16 protein-coding genes, 1 tRNA gene and 1 pseudogene are annotated in these 16,851 nt (G+C 59.5%); 3 read left to right on the top strand and 15 right to left on the bottom strand.

The annotated features are described in order from the left end of the window. Positions 1–205: 205 nt before the first annotated feature. Positions 206–877, bottom strand: a pseudogene (locus Q8O96_RS28125) (SOS response-associated peptidase family protein). A gap of 97 nt (positions 878–974) precedes the next feature. Here Q8O96_RS28125 and Q8O96_RS28130 point away from each other — a divergent pair. Further along, positions 975–1,400, top strand: coding sequence for a LexA family transcriptional regulator (locus tag Q8O96_RS28130; protein ID WP_305949836.1), 426 nt, complete (start codon positions 975–977; stop codon positions 1,398–1,400). Further along, positions 1,393–2,673 carry a translesion error-prone DNA polymerase V subunit UmuC gene (gene umuC / locus Q8O96_RS28135; protein ID WP_305949837.1) on the top strand — a complete coding sequence of 427 codons (1,281 nt, stop codon included), beginning with the start codon at positions 1,393–1,395 and terminating at the stop codon, positions 2,671–2,673. Before Q8O96_RS28130 ends, umuC begins: the two co-directional genes overlap by 8 nt. 387 nt (positions 2,674–3,060) lie before the next feature. On the opposite strand, the gene Q8O96_RS28140 is transcribed toward umuC, so the two are convergent. The 3 genes from Q8O96_RS28140 to Q8O96_RS28150 form a co-directional block, all read right to left on the bottom strand. Beyond that, entirely contained in the window at positions 3,061–3,591 is a 531-nt protein-coding gene (locus Q8O96_RS28140; RefSeq protein ID WP_305949838.1) for a hypothetical protein, read from the bottom strand. A 235-nt stretch (positions 3,592–3,826) separates the two neighbouring features. After that, positions 3,827–5,719 carry a DUF262 domain-containing protein gene (locus Q8O96_RS28145; protein ID WP_305949839.1) on the bottom strand — a complete coding sequence of 631 codons (1,893 nt, stop codon included), beginning with the start codon at positions 5,717–5,719 and terminating at the stop codon, positions 3,827–3,829. 512 nt (positions 5,720–6,231) lie between these two features. Beyond that, positions 6,232–6,319: transfer RNA gene (locus Q8O96_RS28150), tRNA-Ser, on the bottom strand. Positions 6,320–6,442: 123 nt separating this feature from the next. Between Q8O96_RS28150 and Q8O96_RS28155 the strand changes: the two genes are divergently transcribed. Continuing rightward, positions 6,443–7,114, top strand: a complete 672-nt coding sequence (locus Q8O96_RS28155) for a Bax inhibitor-1/YccA family protein (RefSeq protein WP_011062013.1) — start codon at positions 6,443–6,445, stop codon at positions 7,112–7,114. Positions 7,115–7,190: 76 nt separating this feature from the next. Here the strand turns inward: Q8O96_RS28155 and gspM are convergent, their stop codons facing one another. From gspM to Q8O96_RS28210, 11 genes are read right to left on the bottom strand one after another with little or no spacing between them, the layout of a single operon-like run. Then, complete coding sequence (gspM, locus tag Q8O96_RS28160) at positions 7,191–7,691, bottom strand: type II secretion system protein GspM (protein ID WP_240322029.1); 501 nt, start codon at positions 7,689–7,691, stop codon at positions 7,191–7,193. Between the two features lie 3 nt (positions 7,692–7,694). Next, positions 7,695–8,834, bottom strand: a complete 1,140-nt coding sequence (gene gspL / locus Q8O96_RS28165; protein ID WP_102864801.1) for a type II secretion system protein GspL — start codon at positions 8,832–8,834, stop codon at positions 7,695–7,697. A 6-nt stretch (positions 8,835–8,840) separates the two neighbouring features. Further along, a complete protein-coding gene (gene gspK / locus Q8O96_RS28170) occupies positions 8,841–9,728 on the bottom strand; it encodes a type II secretion system minor pseudopilin GspK (protein ID WP_305949840.1) in 888 nt (295 codons plus the stop codon). Then, positions 9,721–10,320: a type II secretion system minor pseudopilin GspJ gene (gspJ, locus tag Q8O96_RS28175; RefSeq protein WP_305949841.1), complete on the bottom strand. Its 600-nt coding sequence runs from the start codon at positions 10,318–10,320 to the stop codon at positions 9,721–9,723. The genes gspK and gspJ overlap by 8 nt, the downstream gene beginning before the upstream one ends. Continuing rightward, positions 10,317–10,703, bottom strand: a complete 387-nt coding sequence (gene gspI, locus Q8O96_RS28180) for a type II secretion system minor pseudopilin GspI (RefSeq protein ID WP_305949842.1) — start codon at positions 10,701–10,703, stop codon at positions 10,317–10,319. Before gspI ends, gspJ begins: the two co-directional genes overlap by 4 nt. After that, positions 10,687–11,181, bottom strand: coding sequence for a type II secretion system minor pseudopilin GspH (gspH, locus tag Q8O96_RS28185; RefSeq protein WP_305949843.1), 495 nt, complete (start codon positions 11,179–11,181; stop codon positions 10,687–10,689). Before gspH ends, gspI begins: the two co-directional genes overlap by 17 nt. Positions 11,182–11,184: 3 nt before the next feature. Then, complete coding sequence (gene gspG / locus Q8O96_RS28190; RefSeq protein WP_102864804.1) at positions 11,185–11,619, bottom strand: type II secretion system major pseudopilin GspG; 435 nt, start codon at positions 11,617–11,619, stop codon at positions 11,185–11,187. A gap of 16 nt (positions 11,620–11,635) precedes the next feature. Next, positions 11,636–12,853, bottom strand: a complete 1,218-nt coding sequence (gene gspF / locus Q8O96_RS28195) for a type II secretion system inner membrane protein GspF (RefSeq protein WP_102864805.1) — start codon at positions 12,851–12,853, stop codon at positions 11,636–11,638. Positions 12,854–12,855: 2 nt separating this feature from the next. Beyond that, positions 12,856–14,349, bottom strand: a complete 1,494-nt coding sequence (gene gspE / locus Q8O96_RS28200) for a type II secretion system ATPase GspE (RefSeq protein WP_305949844.1) — start codon at positions 14,347–14,349, stop codon at positions 12,856–12,858. Then, complete coding sequence (gene gspD / locus Q8O96_RS28205) at positions 14,346–16,265, bottom strand: type II secretion system secretin GspD (RefSeq protein WP_060844044.1); 1,920 nt, start codon at positions 16,263–16,265, stop codon at positions 14,346–14,348. The genes gspE and gspD overlap by 4 nt, the downstream gene beginning before the upstream one ends. After that, the gene (locus Q8O96_RS28210) at positions 16,262–16,801 is read right to left on the bottom strand and encodes a type II secretion system protein N (RefSeq protein WP_305949845.1); all 540 of its coding nucleotides are present in this window, start codon (positions 16,799–16,801) and stop codon (positions 16,262–16,264) included. The genes gspD and Q8O96_RS28210 overlap by 4 nt, the downstream gene beginning before the upstream one ends. Positions 16,802–16,851 lie beyond the last annotated feature (50 nt).

The following is a 16,851-nucleotide window of genomic DNA, read 5'->3' on the forward strand; positions in this document are numbered from 1 at the left end:
GTTACGCGTAACGCTGCGAAAATACGCTGGTAAACAGAGATAGTTACTATCGTTACGCGTAATGCTGCGAAAATACGCTGGTAAACAGAGATGGCTATTATCGTTACCCGTAACGCTGCGAAAATGCGCTGGTAAACACAGATAGCTATCATCGTTATGCGTAACGCTTCGGAAACATGTAGGTTGAGGTTGGTAGCACCTACTATTAGGCGGGACGTATGAGATTGGCATCCTGATTTCGAACGATTCCAATTGCACTGTCAATCTTGAACCATTCAAAAGCCTCCGTGGGTGTGCCTTGAAACAGCGCCATCTGCTCGGCACGTTCATCCGGCGTTTTTAGGTCTAACCATTCCCGATCCATTTCTGGCGAGAGCGTCACGGGACGCCTATCGTGGATGTCTACCATACCGTCGGCGCTGTCGGCGGTGATGATTACAAAGCCGTCGTGCTCGCCCTGGTCCGGGTTCGGCAGTTGTCCAATTGAGGCGAAGAGGATAGGGGAGTCGTCGCAGTGCCGGATGAGGTAGGGCTGTTTCTTGGACCCGCCCTCATCGACTCATTCGAACCAACTATCGATGGGGCAGATAGCACGGTGCGGCCAGATCTGCCGAAAGAATGGGCCATGGGCCACTTTCTCGACGCGCGCATTGACTGGTGCGGAGCGGTCGGTTGCCCAGTGTGGCCGCCATCCCCAGCGCACTGCATCGGCGTGTAGTTTGTCTTCGGCGATGTGGAAGAGGGCGAGCTGCATTGTTGGCGCTGCGTTGTAGCGCCCCAGGGGCTGGTCCCCGACCCTGTTAACCAGGGCCCCCGGCATGCTAAGGGCTGCAACAAAGTCGTGAATGCCGCTGTATTGTGAAAGTCGTCCGCACATAGTTCGCCCGCCTATCAGATTTCTCCTACATGAAATTGACCGCAAGCCATCCACAAAGTTAACTGTATATTCGTACAGTTATAAGAAGTCGTGCGTCATGTGCTATGTCATTTTAGGTGCTGTTTCCGAAGGCGGCCTCAAGCTGCCCCTTTGTCTATTCCAGGTGCCCGCTGGTTTTCCTTCTCCTGCAGCGGATCACATCGAGGCACATATCTCACTTGATGAGATCCTGAATATTCGTGCGCCGCACGTTTACCTGATCTCCCTCACTGGGGACAGCATGCAGGGAGCAGGCATTTTCGAAGGCGACCTGGCGGTGGTTGACCGTTCGATTGAACCTATCCATGGCCACATCGTTGTGGCGTTACTGAACAACGACCCGGTGTGCAAGCGACTGTGCAAGCGTGGGGCGGAGGTGGTCCTGCTGTCGGAAAACCCCAAGTACCCCGCCCGCTACATCCTTGAGGGTGATGAGCTGTCGATCTGGGGCGTGATCACCAGCACTGTACGCAGCCATGCCTAAACACAATGAGCCGGTGTTTGCCCTGATCGACTGCAATAGCTTCTATGCCAGTTGCGAGCGAGTGTTCCGCCCTGATCTGGCAAAGGTGCCGATTGTTGTTCTTAGCAATAACGACGGTTGTGTCATTGCGCGCAGCTACGACGCAAAGCCCTTCATCAAAATGGGAGAGCCGTATTTTCAGATCAAGAACAAGCTGAGGCAGAACGGCATCGTTCCGTTCTCATCGAACTACGCGCTTTATGGTGACATGAGTGAGCGAGTGATGACGCTGATCGAGTCGATGGTGCCGGCGGTCGAGGTCTACAGCATCGATGAGGCCTTCGCTGATCTTACGGGGATCAATAGCCTTGAGCAGTTCGGCCGGCAGATCCGGGCCCAAGTGCTGCGCTGTACGGGCATTCCGGTCGGTGTAGGAATCGCACCTACAAAGACACTCGCCAAGTTGGCAAACCATACTGCCAAGCGTCTACAGGCGCAGACTGGTGGGGTTGTAGACATCACCGATTCAGCTAAGCGGGATTGGGTGTTGCGAAACACTGATGTCGCCGAGGTGTGGGGTATCGGCCGGCGGATGAAGGTTCATCTGGATGGGATGGGAATCAAGTCTGCTATGGACCTGGCCAGGGCCGATCCGTGGACGTTGCGCAAAAGTTTCAGTGTCGTGATCGAGAAGACGGCGAGGGAACTGGCGGGCACACCGTGCCTGGAGCTGGACGAGCCTGATCCGCCGAAGCAGGAGATCTGCTGTAGCCGGATGTTTGGGAAGCGGCTAACCGAGTTGGCTCCTATCAAGGAAGCGGTTGCCACTTACATGATGAGAGCCTCGGAAAAACTACGGGCTCAGAACTCTTTGTGTAAGAAAATTCGCGTCAGCATTCGCACGGGTATGTTTAACCCCGAGGAAGCCAAGTATGCAAATGGTGTCCTGGTAGAACTGCCGTATCCAACCAACGACGTTAGGCTCATGACGAAAATGGCTGTGGAAGCGCTGGACCGTGTCTTCAGGCCGGGTTTCAAATACAGCAAGGCCGAGGTCATGTTGTTGAACCTGTGCCAGCCAGGCGAGTACACAGGCGATCTCTTCGCCGTGGCGCAACCATCGGAAACCGACAAGGTGATGAAGGTTCTGGACCAGATCAACAGTCGCTGGGGGAGGGGCACACTCCGTGCTGCCAGCGTCCCTACCAACCCCGATTGGGGTATGCGGCGGGAGATGATGAGCCAGAGCTACACGACGAAGCTTGATCAGCTTTGGAAGGTGTCCTGCAACTGAGGATGTCGTGGGGCAAAAATGGGTCAATCTCTACGTCAATCAATGCCATTTAATGCCAAGCAACCCTATACCCAGATGCGTCGAAAAAGCCCTGTAGCCCTTGTTCTTCTGGGCTGTGGGGCTTTGTTGCGTTAATACCCGAGCACAAGCGGTGTACGTTCGTCTCCTCTTTGCCCGAAACTGCTTTTTGCTAAGCCAGCTAACGGCCAATACCTACCTTTCATGAAATGCAGGTAGGCCTACACGACGCTGGTGTTGTGTTCTGTATTGTCATTTATGGACAGGAAGTCAATGCCCCAGTCCGAGGACAAGAATCCCGTAGCGCGACAGATACGCACTAAAATAGTGAGCCTTTAATGTGAAATAAATATCTAAATTCAAGTGCAATCATGCAGCAATATAGTCAGATCCTATAAGGTGCAAGAGAATAACTTGGCTATGAGGATCTCCATCCTCATCAAGACACTTAATTTCCAAAGATATCTCTTGGGGACGTTGATTCCCTCCGAATGCGAGGGTGAATGAATTTGAACCATGCCGATTTATGTCTTTCAACTCAATAGGTTGTGGCAGGATAGAGCCCGACACTGCAACATTAAACGCCTTGCCACCGCTGTTCGTAACTTTAAAGTCATGGTCTTTCACAGGTTTGTTTCCACCTGTAAAACTCATTCCTGTCTGTGTCAATGTGAAAGCTGGTATTTTCAGCTTATTTTTTTTGCTTTCAGACTCTAGTGTTTCGGGTGGTGATGCTACTTTTTTGAGATGCTCCGCCGTCATCTTTCGAGATTTTATTTTTTTGTATATAAAAGCCGATAATGAACCTATGAGTGTAATAACAAAAAGCCCCGCCCCACTGAACAGTACATCAAATTTGTCTATAACAAAGTTTACTATTTCATTTAGTAATTCCATCATTGCTTTTCTCGTCCATGTTTAACTTTGCTATCCGCGAGGCCTTTTGAGATAAGGAGGGGGTTCGAATCCCTATGCTGGCGGTAAGACTGAACAGTATATTGACCATGCATGGTCGAGGGGGCTCCATAGATCGCTTCGACCATCAGTTTAGAACAAGGCGCTCACCGCCTGATTTCAGGGGAGGAGAGCGCCTTTCTCGTTAATGCTCAAGGACAGTCAGAGTAAAAGGACCGACTCAGGAAAACATCTTTTCTAAACTGTCCCTAGACCAGATCAGTTGAGCGAGGTCCGAGTAAAATTTTGCACGACTCTCAAGAGCTGTGTCGTCTGTGTGAGGGGTAGGTTCATACTTGATGTTGTTATCTGCGGCAAATTTCCCCCAGTTTGGCTGATTTAAGTAGAATTCACTCGTTAGGGTTTGAGCAAGAACGTTTTCGCCTGCGTATCGTTGGCGTTTAACGCTGTAGGGCAGGTCTTTCATGGATCTGTTTCTACTGCGAGGCAGCAATATCAGGCCGGCAATCCTGTTGCGGGAAAGGAAAAACTCTGTGTGGTTACCAAAAGCTTTGCCACCATTTTTAATGATGTCATCATTAGTCTCTGCCATTTTATTTGGCATAAGATGTTCGATGTCAAAGGTCCGGGACTCACGCGCACGACTTGCATAGTCGGCGAAACCTACTCGGTTTGCAAAGTCTAGCGAGTGCTCTAAGAAATCAGAAAGACGTCCAAGGAGGTGCAGCAAATCTTGACGCTTCAATTGTAAGTATGAGCAGGATTTTATTTGGTCTACTTTGTCTTTTTCATTGTCAAAGCGCTTCAAAAGAGCCGTTTTTAAATCGGCGACAGATAAGTCTCTGACTTCTTTGGTGAGTTCGAATATGATGTCTCGTATATTGTCGTATGTGTTCTCCTTGCCATTTATCACGCGAGCTGTGGCAAGATGATCAAGGTAATATGAAATTGACTTGATCTTTCGATTTGCTTCTGAGTTTGTATCTGATGGTTTGATGGCGCTGAAAATTACCATCGATTGAAGCGTTAGGTCTCTAGCGCCGTTGTAGTAGACGTGAGGCAGACTGGATTGAAATGCTTTCTCGCTTCTCTTGACTTTGCAGTAAATTTCTACGTAGTAAGGTAGGGTGCCCGTTAATAAGTTGGTGAAGTCATCGCTTGTCTTTAAACCGAGAGTTTCTTTGTTGTCCATTACCCAGCGGTGGTAGCTATCGCCTATGACTTCAAAATCTCCCGGCGCATCGCCTCGCTTTTTGCCGCGACTAGTGTTTGCGTATTTTGCACGGATCCAAGTTTTAAAAAAGTTTGAATCTTCATCTGATCCTAGGGACTTTAGGTTGCTGATGCAAGTGTTCCAAGCAGTATGCGCAGACTTATTGTCCGCATCATTGGAAATACTCGAAAGCAAGAACCCTTTAAGTAGGTCGATAGGGCCGAGTTTAAGCCCGCGATCATTCATGGTCACAAATACTTTGTGTCCGTCTTGCTCGCGAGGTACACCAATTTCAAACATGTAAACGCAATCGGTAATGAAATCAAATAGGTGTGGTAGTAGTTTGTTATCTATAACTTCAGAGGCAAGAGCTGTCTCGATCTCTTGGTAGAGTTCCCATAGGCGTTCTGTCCCAGGGTCCTTATTTACAATGTCGTCAACCGCATTGGCAAGATCTAGCTCGTCTTCTGGGCCATCGATGAGGATGTTGAAAAAATCATGTCTCGAAGCATCGAGATCTAAGTTGTATTCGTTTTGTCCTGCTACCTGTCTTCTGATGGCTTGATCGACAGGTGAGATCTCAGGGTTTTTCTTTCGAAGTCTATGGATATAGGCAAAAATAAGAATTAACGTAGTGACTCGCTGCTGCCCATCAACAATTGCTTTGCCGCCTTGTGCAACTTGGGTGGTAATAATGGTTCCGAGGAAGTATGGGTCATACCCTAAGATATCTTTCCTGCCGTGAGTAGATCTCCAGCAGGAGAGAAAGGACTCTTGGATATCAGAAAGTAGCTCGTGGAGATGCTTGATTTCCCATTTATAGTCGCGCTGGTAAGTAGGTAAAACAAACTTTTGTTGAAGGCAGTTATTAACTGTTTTCCTGTCAAAAGTTATTTGCATCACACCGCTCCATCGGGTTTAAAGGCGGCTCACACAGCCGGCAAGGGCACAACGATATCATGGCGGTGCAATCGTTGGGGATGGGGGAGGGCACTTGTATCTGTAGGTGGATTGGCGGTTAAGCGGTTCAGGCCACGTTCCGACCTCAAAGAATGGCGGGCGTGGAGGGTGTGGTTGGTAAAAAAAATGGTACTGCCTGTTTTTTTGTGCTCGAAAGCCAGCGTTCTCGGGGTTTACAAGGAAAATATCTCCAATCCATCATCGGAGTGATACAGCAACTACTTCCGGCCAGTAGCTGCTGGCCGTAGCGTGTGGCAAGAATCGGCCATCCTGAGGTTAGCAAAATCCAGGACAGCACCCAGGTCGGACCACAGGTTTAGGTGTTCTGTCGGCAGGGTGCCGTAGGAGGGTGGTTGCGGAAACTAAAGAAATGATGCGGAAACGGCTAGGTGGGGACCGTAAGCAGCAGGAACAAAAAAGCCCTGATAAATCAGGGCTTTCTCGTTGAGATTTGGCGGAGGCGTAGAGATTCGAACTCTAGGACCTGTTACAGTCGGCGGTTTTCAAGACCGCTGCCTTAAACCACTCGGCCACACCTCCAGATCGCATTGCGGGCGCCATAATACCCGAATGAAACACACTGTCAAACTCTCTGCATCGCGAGTTACAGAGCCTCTGTTATCATCCTTGCCACTAAATGTTTCCCCCAACAGGAGTGTCGCCATGCGCGAACAGGATTACGCAGTTAACAACGGCGTGCAGGCCGAGCAGCTAGAGGTTAGCCGCGTCCTGCGCAACACTTATGGCTTGCTGGCCCTGACCCTCGCGTTCAGCGGTGTCATGGCTTATGTGGCGCAGCAGATGCGGGTCGGCTACCCGAACATCTTCGTGGTGCTGATCGGCTTTTACGGTCTGTTCTTCCTCACCAACAAACTCCGTGACTCGGCCTGGGGCCTGGTCTCGGCGTTCGCCCTGACCGGCTTCATGGGCTTTTTGCTCGGCCCGATCCTCAACCGTTACCTGGGCATGCAGGGCGGCGCTGAAGTCGTTAGCTCGGCCTTCGCCATGACGGCGCTGGTGTTTGGTGGTCTGTCGGCCTATGTGCTGATCACCCGCAAGGACATGAGCTTCCTCGGTGGTTTCATCACCGCTGGTTTCTTCGTGTTGATGGGCGCCGTGCTGGCCAGCCTGTTCTTCCAGATCAGCGGTCTGCAGTTGGCGATCAGCGCCGGTTTCGTGCTGTTCTCCTCGGTGTGCATCCTGTTCCAGACCAGCGCCATCATCCATGGCGGCGAACGCAACTACATCATGGCCACCATCAGCCTGTATGTATCGATCTACAACCTGTTCGTCAGCCTGCTGCAGCTGTTCGGCATCATGGGCCGCGATGACTGAATCCGGTTGTTGAGCCAATAAAAAAAGCCCGCTTCGGCGGGCTTTTTGTTGTCCAGGTTTCAAGCGTGACAAGGTTTCAAGGGCTGTGCAGCTGCAAGCGTGCGCTGGCCATGGCGTCCTTGTTGACCTCGATGGAGAACGACAGCACGGCGACTTGCTGCTGCTCCAACTGGTCGATCCAGGTGATCAGGCCATTGAGAGGCCCCTCCAGACTGAGGTTGACCCGTCCTTCATCCTCCTGGTCCATGCGTTCCAGGTTGAGCCCGGCCTGGCTGCTGGAGCGTGCCAGCATGCCCGGCAGGGCATCACCGGAAATGACTGGGCCACGAAGTGCGGAAGTGCTGACGGGCAGCCGTTGTAGATCTAAAAGCAATTGCGTTTCCTCGGTATAGCGTTGCTCGGCCAGGGCCAGAGCCTGTTGTTGCGGTTGCCAGAGTAGATAGAGGCTGGTCAGGCCAGCGAAGACCACGAGGGCTTGTACCGCCCGTTGTTCGCGCTTTGCCAGACGCTGCCAGCGTTGTCGGAGTGGGGTCGCCAGGGCGGTCCTGGTCGGAGTCGTGGCGCTGGATGGGTTCACGTCTTACTCCTTGATTTGAAAACGCGCGGAGACGCCTTGAGCGTCCCGCACGGATGAGTCGGTGCTGACGCTCAGGCCCTGGTTGATCAGGCCCTCGCGCAGCATTTGCAGATCGGCAAAGGCCGGGGCGCTCACTTGCAGGCTCCAGCCTTCCTCGGCCTGGTAATCCAGACGCTGGATCATCGACAGCGCGCCGCCACTGGCGACCCATTGCTCCGCCAGTTGCGACAGACGCAGGGCTACGCCCGGTGTTTCCTGCACCTGTTGGCGTTGCTTGAGCCGCACCTGACGCGCCAGATCGGCGGTAACCGGTTCATCGGCAAAGCGCTCTTGCCACAGACTCTGGCTGGCGGCGTGCAACTGGTCGCTGCGTTGCTCCAGGTACAGCCGGTGCCCGATGTTCTGCAGCAGATGGGCGCCGCCGGCAATCGCCAGCACCAGTAGCGTCAGGCGCCAGGGCTTCGCTTTACGGGTGCGGCGCTGGAATTGGCCCTGGCACAGGTCGATTGCCTGCAGGCTGCCCTGGCTGAGCACTTGCCAAGGCTGCTCTTCGACCTGCCAGTGCTGCGGTTCCAGGCCGTCGATGCCCGGGGCCTGGGCGCCTTGCCACAGCAGCCCGTCCGGCACCAACCGGCTCAGGTCGCCGAGCTCCTGGTCGCTGAGGGTCAGGCGCAGTGGGGCGCTGCCGCCCAACAGCCAGCGGCCGTCCCAGGCCAGGGCTCGTGGCCGGTCTTGGGGCAGGCAGTCGGCATCGATGTGCATGCGCGCCGGGTGCAGTCCGTGTTCGGCCAGGCGCTTGAGGCAACGCTGCAGGCGCTCGCGATTGATGACCAGCACCGAGCAGTGACGTCGCTCGCGCAATGGGCCATGGGCCATGTGCAAGTGCTCGACGTCGTCGATCAGGTGTTCTTCCAGGGCACTGTGCAGCGCCTGGCGCAACCAGCGACCGCTGCGGGCCGGGACGCTGACTTGATGAAAACTGGCCATTTCCATCGGCAGCAGCAGGACAAATCCATGCTCGCGAAGCTGTTCGGCGGCCTGTTCCAGGCTGCCTTGCTGGGGCGTGCTGCCGGCTGACCACCAGTGGCAACGCCACGGGGTGTCGCCGGTGGTATGGGGCGAAAGGTAAAGCCAATGGCTCATCAATGGTTACTCGGTAAGCAGATGGGCGTTGGACGGTCCGGGGAGCAGCGTGCGCTGTTGCACTCGGACCTGTTCAGCGTTCATGACGCGCAGGTCGCTGACCAGGCGCAGGCGTCGGCCATGCAGTTCAACGTCGATGGTGGCGCGGAACTGGCGACTGTTGACGCTCAGCCCGCGAGGGGTAATGTCCCGGCCCTGGAGCATGGGGTTGGCGAGGAACGCGGCGACCGTGGGATAGCCCTTGCTCGGGCGCGATTGGGCCAGGGTCTGGGCGGTCGGCAGGTCGATGCCTTCGATGCTGGCCAGCACCAGGGCGCTGGCGGTATTGAGGTTGATGTGGGCTTGTTCATAGGCCGCGACCAGTGGCGACAGGCGTAGCAGGGTGGCGCGATCGACTTCCGGCAATTGTCGCAGCTCGCTGATGTCGCTCAGGGGTAATGGGCGGCCCAGGCGATCAAGAGGGCGCGACAGCGCCGCCGGGTCGTGGGGCTTGATCTGGGCCAGGGCCAGCAGCCGCTGGTAGCGGGCACGGGGGATGACATCGTCCTGCACCAGCGCGCTGTTGAGATTGAAGCGCGCGCCCAGATCGACGATCTGGATCGCCATCCTGCCCCCTTCGATCGGGAACGCCGGGGCCGGTCGGGCCCAATGCTGGCCCAGATGGGTCACCAGCAGGCCGCCTTCGCTGCGGGCATCTTCCTGCAACTGGCTACGGGCCCAGCTTTCGCCACTCAGGGCCAGTTGCCAGAGCTGCTGGTGTTGCACCAGGTGGCTGCTGCTGGCGAGGCTGAGCCGCTGACGGGCGAGCATATTGCTCACCACCAGGGTCACCAGCGCGGTGATCAGCAACACGCTGAGCAAGGCAACGCCGCGCTGTGCACGAGGCTTATTCACGGGGGGCGTCCTCGTCCACTTCGGCGCCGCCGGGCAGCAGAATGACCCGGCGGATATGCGGGAAGCCGGGCGCGCTCAGCTCAATGTCCACGGCGGCCGGCAGGCTCAGGGCCTCGCTGCCGATGGGCCAGCTGTCATGGGGCAGGCCCAGGGCGTCGATGAAGCGCAAGTGGACCAGCTCGACCCCACTGAGCAAGGGTTGCACCTGGCTAGGGCTGTCTCGTTCCAGGCCCTGGGTTTCGCGAATCCACTCGCCGTCGCTCAAGCGATGGTTGACCTGCAACAGATCGCTGCGCGGAGCGTCCAGGGGGTTGCGCCAGCCGCCGCGCAGCAGGCGCAGCCCCTGGTGCTGGCTGATCAGCGCCTGGCTATGGCTGTGGTCGTCCTTGAGGGCGTGACGCTGCACTTGCACCAGATCACGCTCCAGCAGACTCAGGGCCCGTTGCAGGTGGCGCAACTGCTGTTCCTGGGTCTGGATGCGCTGGTCGCTGCGCATCACCCGATCCAGCAACTGATAGGTCGCCAACCCCAGGAGGCTGAAGATGGCGATGGCCACCACCACTTCCAGCAAGGTGAAGCCGCGCTGGTTCATGGGTTGGCCTCGATGTAACCCAGCAGCTGCGCGCGGCTGTATTGCCGGGCCCGTTGCGGGTCCTGCTCGGCCGAGACCCGCAGGCTGACCTTGAGCAACCGCGAGTCCGGGGCCGCCTCGATCTCGCTGAACAGCCACCAGTTGCGTCCGCCAAACTCGACCTGCCGTTGCTGGCGCCCAAGGGTGCGCGGCTGCATGCCGCTGCGCAGTTCATTGAGGTAGTTGTCGGCAATCCAAGTGGCTTGGGTGCGTTCGGCCAGATTGCCGCTGTTGATGGCCACATGCTGGATCGCACTGAACAGCGCAATCGACACCGTGGCGAAAATCGCCAGCGCCACCATCACTTCCAGCAGGGTAAAACCCCGCTCAGTTCGCGGTTTCAAGTCGGGGCTCCTGTATGCCATTGCTGGACAGGGTCAGCAACGGAGTGTTGCGGTGCTCGATCCACAGGGTGAAGGCGCTGGTTTCATCGCTGGACAGCACCAGCAGTTGGGGCAGGGCCCTGCGACTAACCGCCTGGCCCAGGGCCGGGCCGGCTTCGGCAACCTCAAGGCGCAGGCGCAGGTTGTCGGGCAGGCTCTGGGGCCGCCAGTCGCGGTCGGCCAGCCACTGTCCCTGTTCATCCAGGCGCAGCACGGAGTAGGCGTCGGGTTCGATGCGCAGTCCGTAGTCGCTGTTGCTCAACACCGCCTGCTGGCGCAGCAGTTGCAGCAGCGCCAGCAGACGATCGCCTTCACGGCGCGCCTGGCGGCTGGCGGAGTCGGGGTTGATCAGGCCGATCATGCCCGCGGACAGGGCGATGATCAGCACCACCACCAGTACTTCGACCAGAGTGAAGCCCTTGGCGTGGGAGCGTTGCACCGCTCAGCGGTCCCAGTTGCCGATCTCGGCGTTCAGGCCGTCGCCGCCGAGCTTGCCGTCGGCGCCGAAGGAGAACAGGTCATAGCCCGTGCCGCGGGCGCCTGGCACGCGGTATTGGTAGGCATTGCCCCAGGGATCGATGGGCAGGCGCTTGAGGTAGCCGTCGGGGTTCCAGTTGCGTGCCGGCGGGTTGCCGCTGGGCTTGCTGACCAGGGCTTCGAGCCCTTGCTGGCTGCTGGGGTACTGATGGTTGTCGAGCTTGTAGATGTCCAGGGCCATGGCAATGGCCTTGATATCGCTCTGGGCGGCGGCGCCCTTGGCCTGGTCGGGACGGCTCATGATCTGGGGCACCACCAGGGCCGCGAGGACCCCGAGAATGACCACCACCACCATGATTTCAATCAGGGTAAAACCGCGTTGTTTGTTCTGAGTCTGCACGTAGGGGGTTCCGCATTCAGGTAATCAATTGGTTCAGGCTGAGGATCGGCATCAGGATCGCCAGCACGATGATCAGCACCGAGGCGCCCATGAACACCAGCATCGCCGGTTCGAACAGGCCCACCAGCAAGGCAATGCGGTTGGCCAGTTGTTCTTCCTGCTGCTTGGCGGCGCGTTCGAGCATGCTGTCCAGCTCGCCGGAGCGTTCACCGCTGGCGATCATGTAGAGCATCATCGGCGGGAAACTGCCGTTGAGTTCCAGGGCTCGGGTGAGGCTGATACCTTCGCGCACCCCCCGGACGATGTCTTTCAGACCGGTACGAATTTTCTGATTGGCCACCACTTCGCTGGCGATGGACAGGGCGTCCAGCAGTGGCACGCCGCTGCGTCCAAGAATCGCCAGGGTGCTGACAAACCGCGTGCAGTTGCTGGCCCGGATCAGCCGGCCCAGCAGCGGCAGTTGCAGCACCAGGGCATGCCAGCGCTCGCGGGTGGCCGGGTTGCGGACGGCGGCGCGGGCGGCCAGTACCAGGGCCGCCACCAGCAGCAGCAGGAGCAGGCCATAGTCCTGCAGGAAGGCGCTGCTGGCGATCAGGCCCCGGGTCAGCAGCGGCAGTTCCTGGCCACTGTCGATGAACACCTTGACCACGTCGGGCACCACGAAGCCCAGCAGGAAGCCGACGATGCTGACGGCCGCCAGCATCAGGATGCTCGGGTAGAGCATGGCCAGCTGGATCTGCTGACGGGCCGCTTGTTGGGCTTCGGTGTAGTCGGCCAGGTTCATCAGCACCTGACCCAGGTGTCCGGAGCGTTCGCCGGCGGCCACCGTGGCCCGGTACAGATCCGGGAAGGCCCGCGGGTAGGCCGCCAGGGCCACCGCCAGGCTATAGCCCTCCAGGACCCGGGAGCGGATGGCCAGGAGCATGCTCTTGATCCGCTGTTTCTCGCACTGCGCGGCGACCGCGGCCAGCACCTCCTCCAGGGGCAGGGCGGCTTGGACCAGGGTCGACAACTGGCGGGTGAGCAAGGCCAGTTCGGCGCTGCTCAAGCCGCCTCCGGACACCTGCAGCAAGCCTTTGCCACGCACGCGCTTGCTCTGCGCGGCGCTGACCTTGAGGATCACCAGCTGGCGCTCGCGCAACAGTTGCCGGGCATGGCGCGGGCTGTCGGCTTCCACCACGCCGGTGGATTTTTTGCCGGCGGCGCACATGGCCAGGTATTCGTAAGCGGCCATGATCAGTCCCTCTGGGTCACGCGTAGCAGTTCTTCCAGGCTGGTCTGCCCCTGCAACACCATGGCCTGGCCGTCGTCGAACAGGCTGGCGCTGTGCTGGCGCGCATGCTCCAGCAGTTGGTGCTCGCCGGCGCCGGTGTGGATCAGCTGGCGCAAGGTGTCGTCGAACAGCACCAGTTCATAGATGCCCCGGCGCCCGCGATACCCCGAGTGCTGGCAGGCGCTGCAGCCTTTGGGCCGGTACAGCTGCGGCGCTACGTCGGCGCTCAGGCCCAGGCGTTCGCAGGCGGCGGCATCGGCGCTGTGGGGCTCCTTGCACTCCGGGCACAGCAGGCGCACCAGGCGCTGGGACAACACCCCCAGCAGCGAGGTACAGAGCAGGAAGGGTTCGATGCCCATGTCCACCAGCCGGGTCACCGCGCCGATGGCGCTGTTGGTGTGCAGGGTCGAGAGCACCAGGTGTCCGGTGAGGGAGGCCTGCACGGCGATTTCCGCGGTTTCGCGGTCGCGGATCTCGCCCACCATCACCACGTCCGGGTCCTGACGCAGGATGGCCCGCAAGCCCCGGGCGAAAGTCATGTCGACCTTGGCGTTGACCTGGGTCTGACCGATCCCGGTCAGGTGGTACTCCACCGGGTCCTCGATGGTCAGGATGTTGCGTTCCAGGCTGTTGAGGCTGGCCAGCCCGGCATACAGCGTGGTGGTCTTGCCGGAGCCGGTGGGGCCGGTGACCAGGAGAATACCGTGGGGTTTGTGCAGGGCGATTTCCAGGCGCTGGCGCACCGTCTCATTCATCCCCAGGTGGCTCAGGTCGAGGCGCCCGGCCTGTTTGTCCAGGAGGCGCATCACCACCCGTTCGCCATGACTGGAGGGCAGGGTCGAAACCCGTACATCCACCTCATGACCGGCGATGCGCAAGGCAATCCGCCCGTCCTGGGGAATGCGCTTCTCGGCAATGTCCAGTTTGGCCATGACCTTGATCCGCGACACCAGCAGGGTCGCCAGCTCGCGGCGCGGGCGCAGGACTTCACGCAGCAGGCCGTCGACCCGCAGGCGCACCGACAGGTGTTCTTCGAAGGCTTCCAGGTGCACGTCGGAGGCCTTGCTCTTGACCGCCTCGCTGAGGATCGCGTTGATCAGGCGGATGATCGGCGCGTCATCCTCCTGTTCCAGCAGGTCAGTGGTCTTGGGCAGTTGCTCGGCCAGGCTGTTGAGATCGAACTCTTCGTCGAACTGCTCGCCCAGGCCGTCGGCCACCTGCTTGGCGCCGTTCTGTCCGTCGCGGTAGTGAGCGGCCAGGCGCTGGGCGAAGGCTTCGTCGTCCAGCACCTCGCTGCGCAGCAACGCGCCGTTGAAACGGCGCACTTCGGCCACCACCGACAGCGGCGTACTGGCGCGGCAATACAGCACCGCGCCGTCTGCCTGATGGTCCAGCACCACGCCGTGGCGGCGTGCGTAGGCAAAGGCCAGACGCGCGTCTTCGTGGGTGGCGATCATGGCTGGCGCTGGGCGCCGGGGGCGCGCATGTCGATCAGGCCTGCATCGCCATCGCGCTGGGCGTCGAACAGGCGGTGGGCGTCGGCAGGCAACTGGCCGCCGGTCTTGCCATCCGGGCTGCGCAGCGAGCGCATGTTGTTGTACTTGTGCTGGCTCATCTGCTCGGTGCTGGCGGCGTTGCGCAGCAGGGTCGGACGCAGGAACACCATCAGGTTGGTCTTCTCGTTGACTTCCTTGCTGCTGCTGAACAGACGGCCGACCCAGGGAATGTCCCCCAGCAGCGGCACCTTGCTGACCTGGACCTTGACGTTGTCCTTGATCAGCCCGCCGAGGACGATGATCTGCCCGTCGTTGGCCAGGATGGTGCTCTTGACCGAGCGCTTGTTGGTGATCACATCGCTGGTGTTGATGCCCGGCGGCGCGGCGGCCAGCTCGGAGCTTTCCTGTTCGACATTCAGGCGCAGGAAGTTGCCTTCATTGATATGCGGCGTGACCTTGAGGGTAATCCCCACATCCTTGCGCTCCACCGTGGTGAAGGGGTTGCTGGCGCCGGCGGTGTCGGTGGTGTAGGAGCCGGTCTGGAACGGCACGTTCTGGCCGACGAGGATTTCCGCCGCTTCGTTGTCCAGGGTCAGCAGGCTCGGGGTGGACAGCAGGTTGTTGTTGGAGTCGCTGGACAGGGCGGTGATCAGCGCGCCGAAGTTGCTGCCGCCGATGCCGATGATCGCGCCATCGGGCAGGTTCGGGCGCTTTTCGTCCTGCAGGCTGTTGAGCAGGGTGCCGATGGACAGGCCGGCGCTATTGAAGTTGGCGGCGGCGGACAGCTTGCCGCGGTTGCCGGCCCATTGCACGCCGAGGGCCTGGTTGATGTCGCCGCTGACTTCGACGATCGCCGCTTCCACCAGCACCTGGGCCCGGGGCCGGTCCAGCTCGTTGATGATGCTTTCGAAGGTCGCCAGCTGGGCCGGCGAGGCCATCAGCACCAGGGCGTTCTGGCTGGTGTCGGCGCTGACCAGCACCGGGCTGTCGGGTTTCTGGCTGTCGCCGCCACGGTTGCCGGACTCCATGCGCTTGCCAATGCCGCTGAGCAGTTCTTCGAGCTTCTTCGCATCGCTGTGGTTGAGCCGACGCACCCGCGCGGTGTCGCCGACATTGGTCGGCACATCCAGGCTCTGCGCCAGACGCTGCATCTGCTGGCGGACCGGCGCCGGGCCCACCAGGATCAGGCGGTTGCTGCGCGAGTCGCCAATGGCCTTGGCGCTGGTCATGGCACTGTTGCTGTCGGCCAGGCTGTCGGTCAGGGTCTTGGCCACTTCGGTGGCCCAGGCGTGCTTGAGCTGCACGATGCTGAACTGCCGGCCACCGGCGTTATCCAGCTCGTTGATCACCAGGCGCACCCGCTCGACGTTGTTGGCGCTGTCGGAAATCACCAGGGCGTTGGAGGTGGTGGAAGGTGCCATGTAGGCGTCCGCGGCCACCAGCGGGCGCACCGCGCTGGCCACTTCGCTGGCGTTGGCGTTGTTCAGTTCGATGACCTGGGTCACGAACTCTTCACTGGCGCCGCTGGGCTCGGCGTGGGCCTTGGTCTTGGCTTCGGCCACCGGCAGGATCAGCACCCGATCGCCCTGGTCCATGGCGACAAAACCCTGGCTGCGCAGGGCGGTGAGAAACAGCGAGTAGATGCCCTGCTGATCCATGGCGGTGCTCGATTGCACCGTGACCTTGCCGTTCAGGCGAGGGTCCAGAATCATCGTCTTGCCGGTGATCTGGCCCACTTCGTTGACCAGGTCGCGCAGCTCGGCGTCCTTCATGTTCAGGGTCCATTGCTGGGCCGCGGCGGTTTTTTCCGTGGCGTACACGGGATTGATCAGGGTGCCCAGGGTCAGCAGGGACCCGGCGATAAAGGCTCGATTCATGATGCTCCAGGGGATTGCACAGACGGTTGCAGCAGGCTCCCGCTGCCTGGCTGTGGATGGGGTTGGGCCGCGGCGGCGTCCTCTGCCTGCGGGGTCAGCAACGGCGTTGCGTGCTGGGGCAGGCTCAGGATCAGTTCCTCGCCAAAGCGTTGCACTCGCACTTGGTCGGTGCCGATCTGGCGCAGGCTGCCCCCGCCCGGCAGGGGCTCGCCGATGCCATAGAAGCGGCTGCCTTCCGGCGATTCGATCAGGGCCCGGGACTGCTCCGGGTGAGCGGCCACCAGGCTGGCCAGCAGGCTCAGCGGCACCCGGGGCAGGTCGCTTGGGTGCTCTTGCAACTGGACGCCGAACAGCCGGGCGATGGCTTGCGGGTCGGGCTGGGACCGGGGGGCCGCCGGCACCACGGCGGGCGCCTGCAGGCTCGCCGGGTTCAGGCTTTGCCGGAACTGCCAGCTGCCGTACGCCAGCCAGGCCGCCAGAAACGACAAGGCGCCGACCAGCAGGCCAGCGCGAAGCGAGGGGCGAAGGGCGCTCATAAGCACAGGCGCCTCGGCAGGTTTTCACCCTGCCGGAGCAGGGTTCTTGA

It is taken from the genome of Pseudomonas sp. LPH60, assembly GCF_030718165.1.
Lineage (GTDB): Bacteria > Pseudomonadota > Gammaproteobacteria > Pseudomonadales > Pseudomonadaceae > Aquipseudomonas > Aquipseudomonas danubii.

Bases quoted from the DNA above. Each gene is read 5' to 3' on its own strand.
- Q8O96_RS28130 (WP_305949836.1), top strand. From the start codon at position 975: ATGTGCTATGTCATTTTAGGTGCTGTTTCCGAAGGCGGCCTCAAGCTG.
- umuC (WP_305949837.1), top strand. From the start codon at position 1,393: ATGCCTAAACACAATGAGCCGGTGTTTGCCCTGATCGACTGCAATAGC.
- Q8O96_RS28140 (WP_305949838.1), bottom strand. From the start codon at position 3,591: ATGATGGAATTACTAAATGAAATAGTAAACTTTGTTATAGACAAATTT.
- Q8O96_RS28145 (WP_305949839.1), bottom strand. From the start codon at position 5,719: ATGCAAATAACTTTTGACAGGAAAACAGTTAATAACTGCCTTCAACAA.
- Q8O96_RS28155 (WP_011062013.1), top strand. From the start codon at position 6,443: ATGCGCGAACAGGATTACGCAGTTAACAACGGCGTGCAGGCCGAGCAG.
- gspL (WP_102864801.1), bottom strand. From the start codon at position 8,834: ATGAGCCATTGGCTTTACCTTTCGCCCCATACCACCGGCGACACCCCG.
- gspJ (WP_305949841.1), bottom strand. From the start codon at position 10,320: ATGAACCAGCGCGGCTTCACCTTGCTGGAAGTGGTGGTGGCCATCGCC.
- gspF (WP_102864805.1), bottom strand. From the start codon at position 12,853: ATGGCCGCTTACGAATACCTGGCCATGTGCGCCGCCGGCAAAAAATCC.
- gspE (WP_305949844.1), bottom strand. From the start codon at position 14,349: ATGATCGCCACCCACGAAGACGCGCGTCTGGCCTTTGCCTACGCACGC.
- gspD (WP_060844044.1), bottom strand. From the start codon at position 16,265: ATGAATCGAGCCTTTATCGCCGGGTCCCTGCTGACCCTGGGCACCCTG.
- Q8O96_RS28210 (WP_305949845.1), bottom strand. From the start codon at position 16,801: ATGAGCGCCCTTCGCCCCTCGCTTCGCGCTGGCCTGCTGGTCGGCGCC.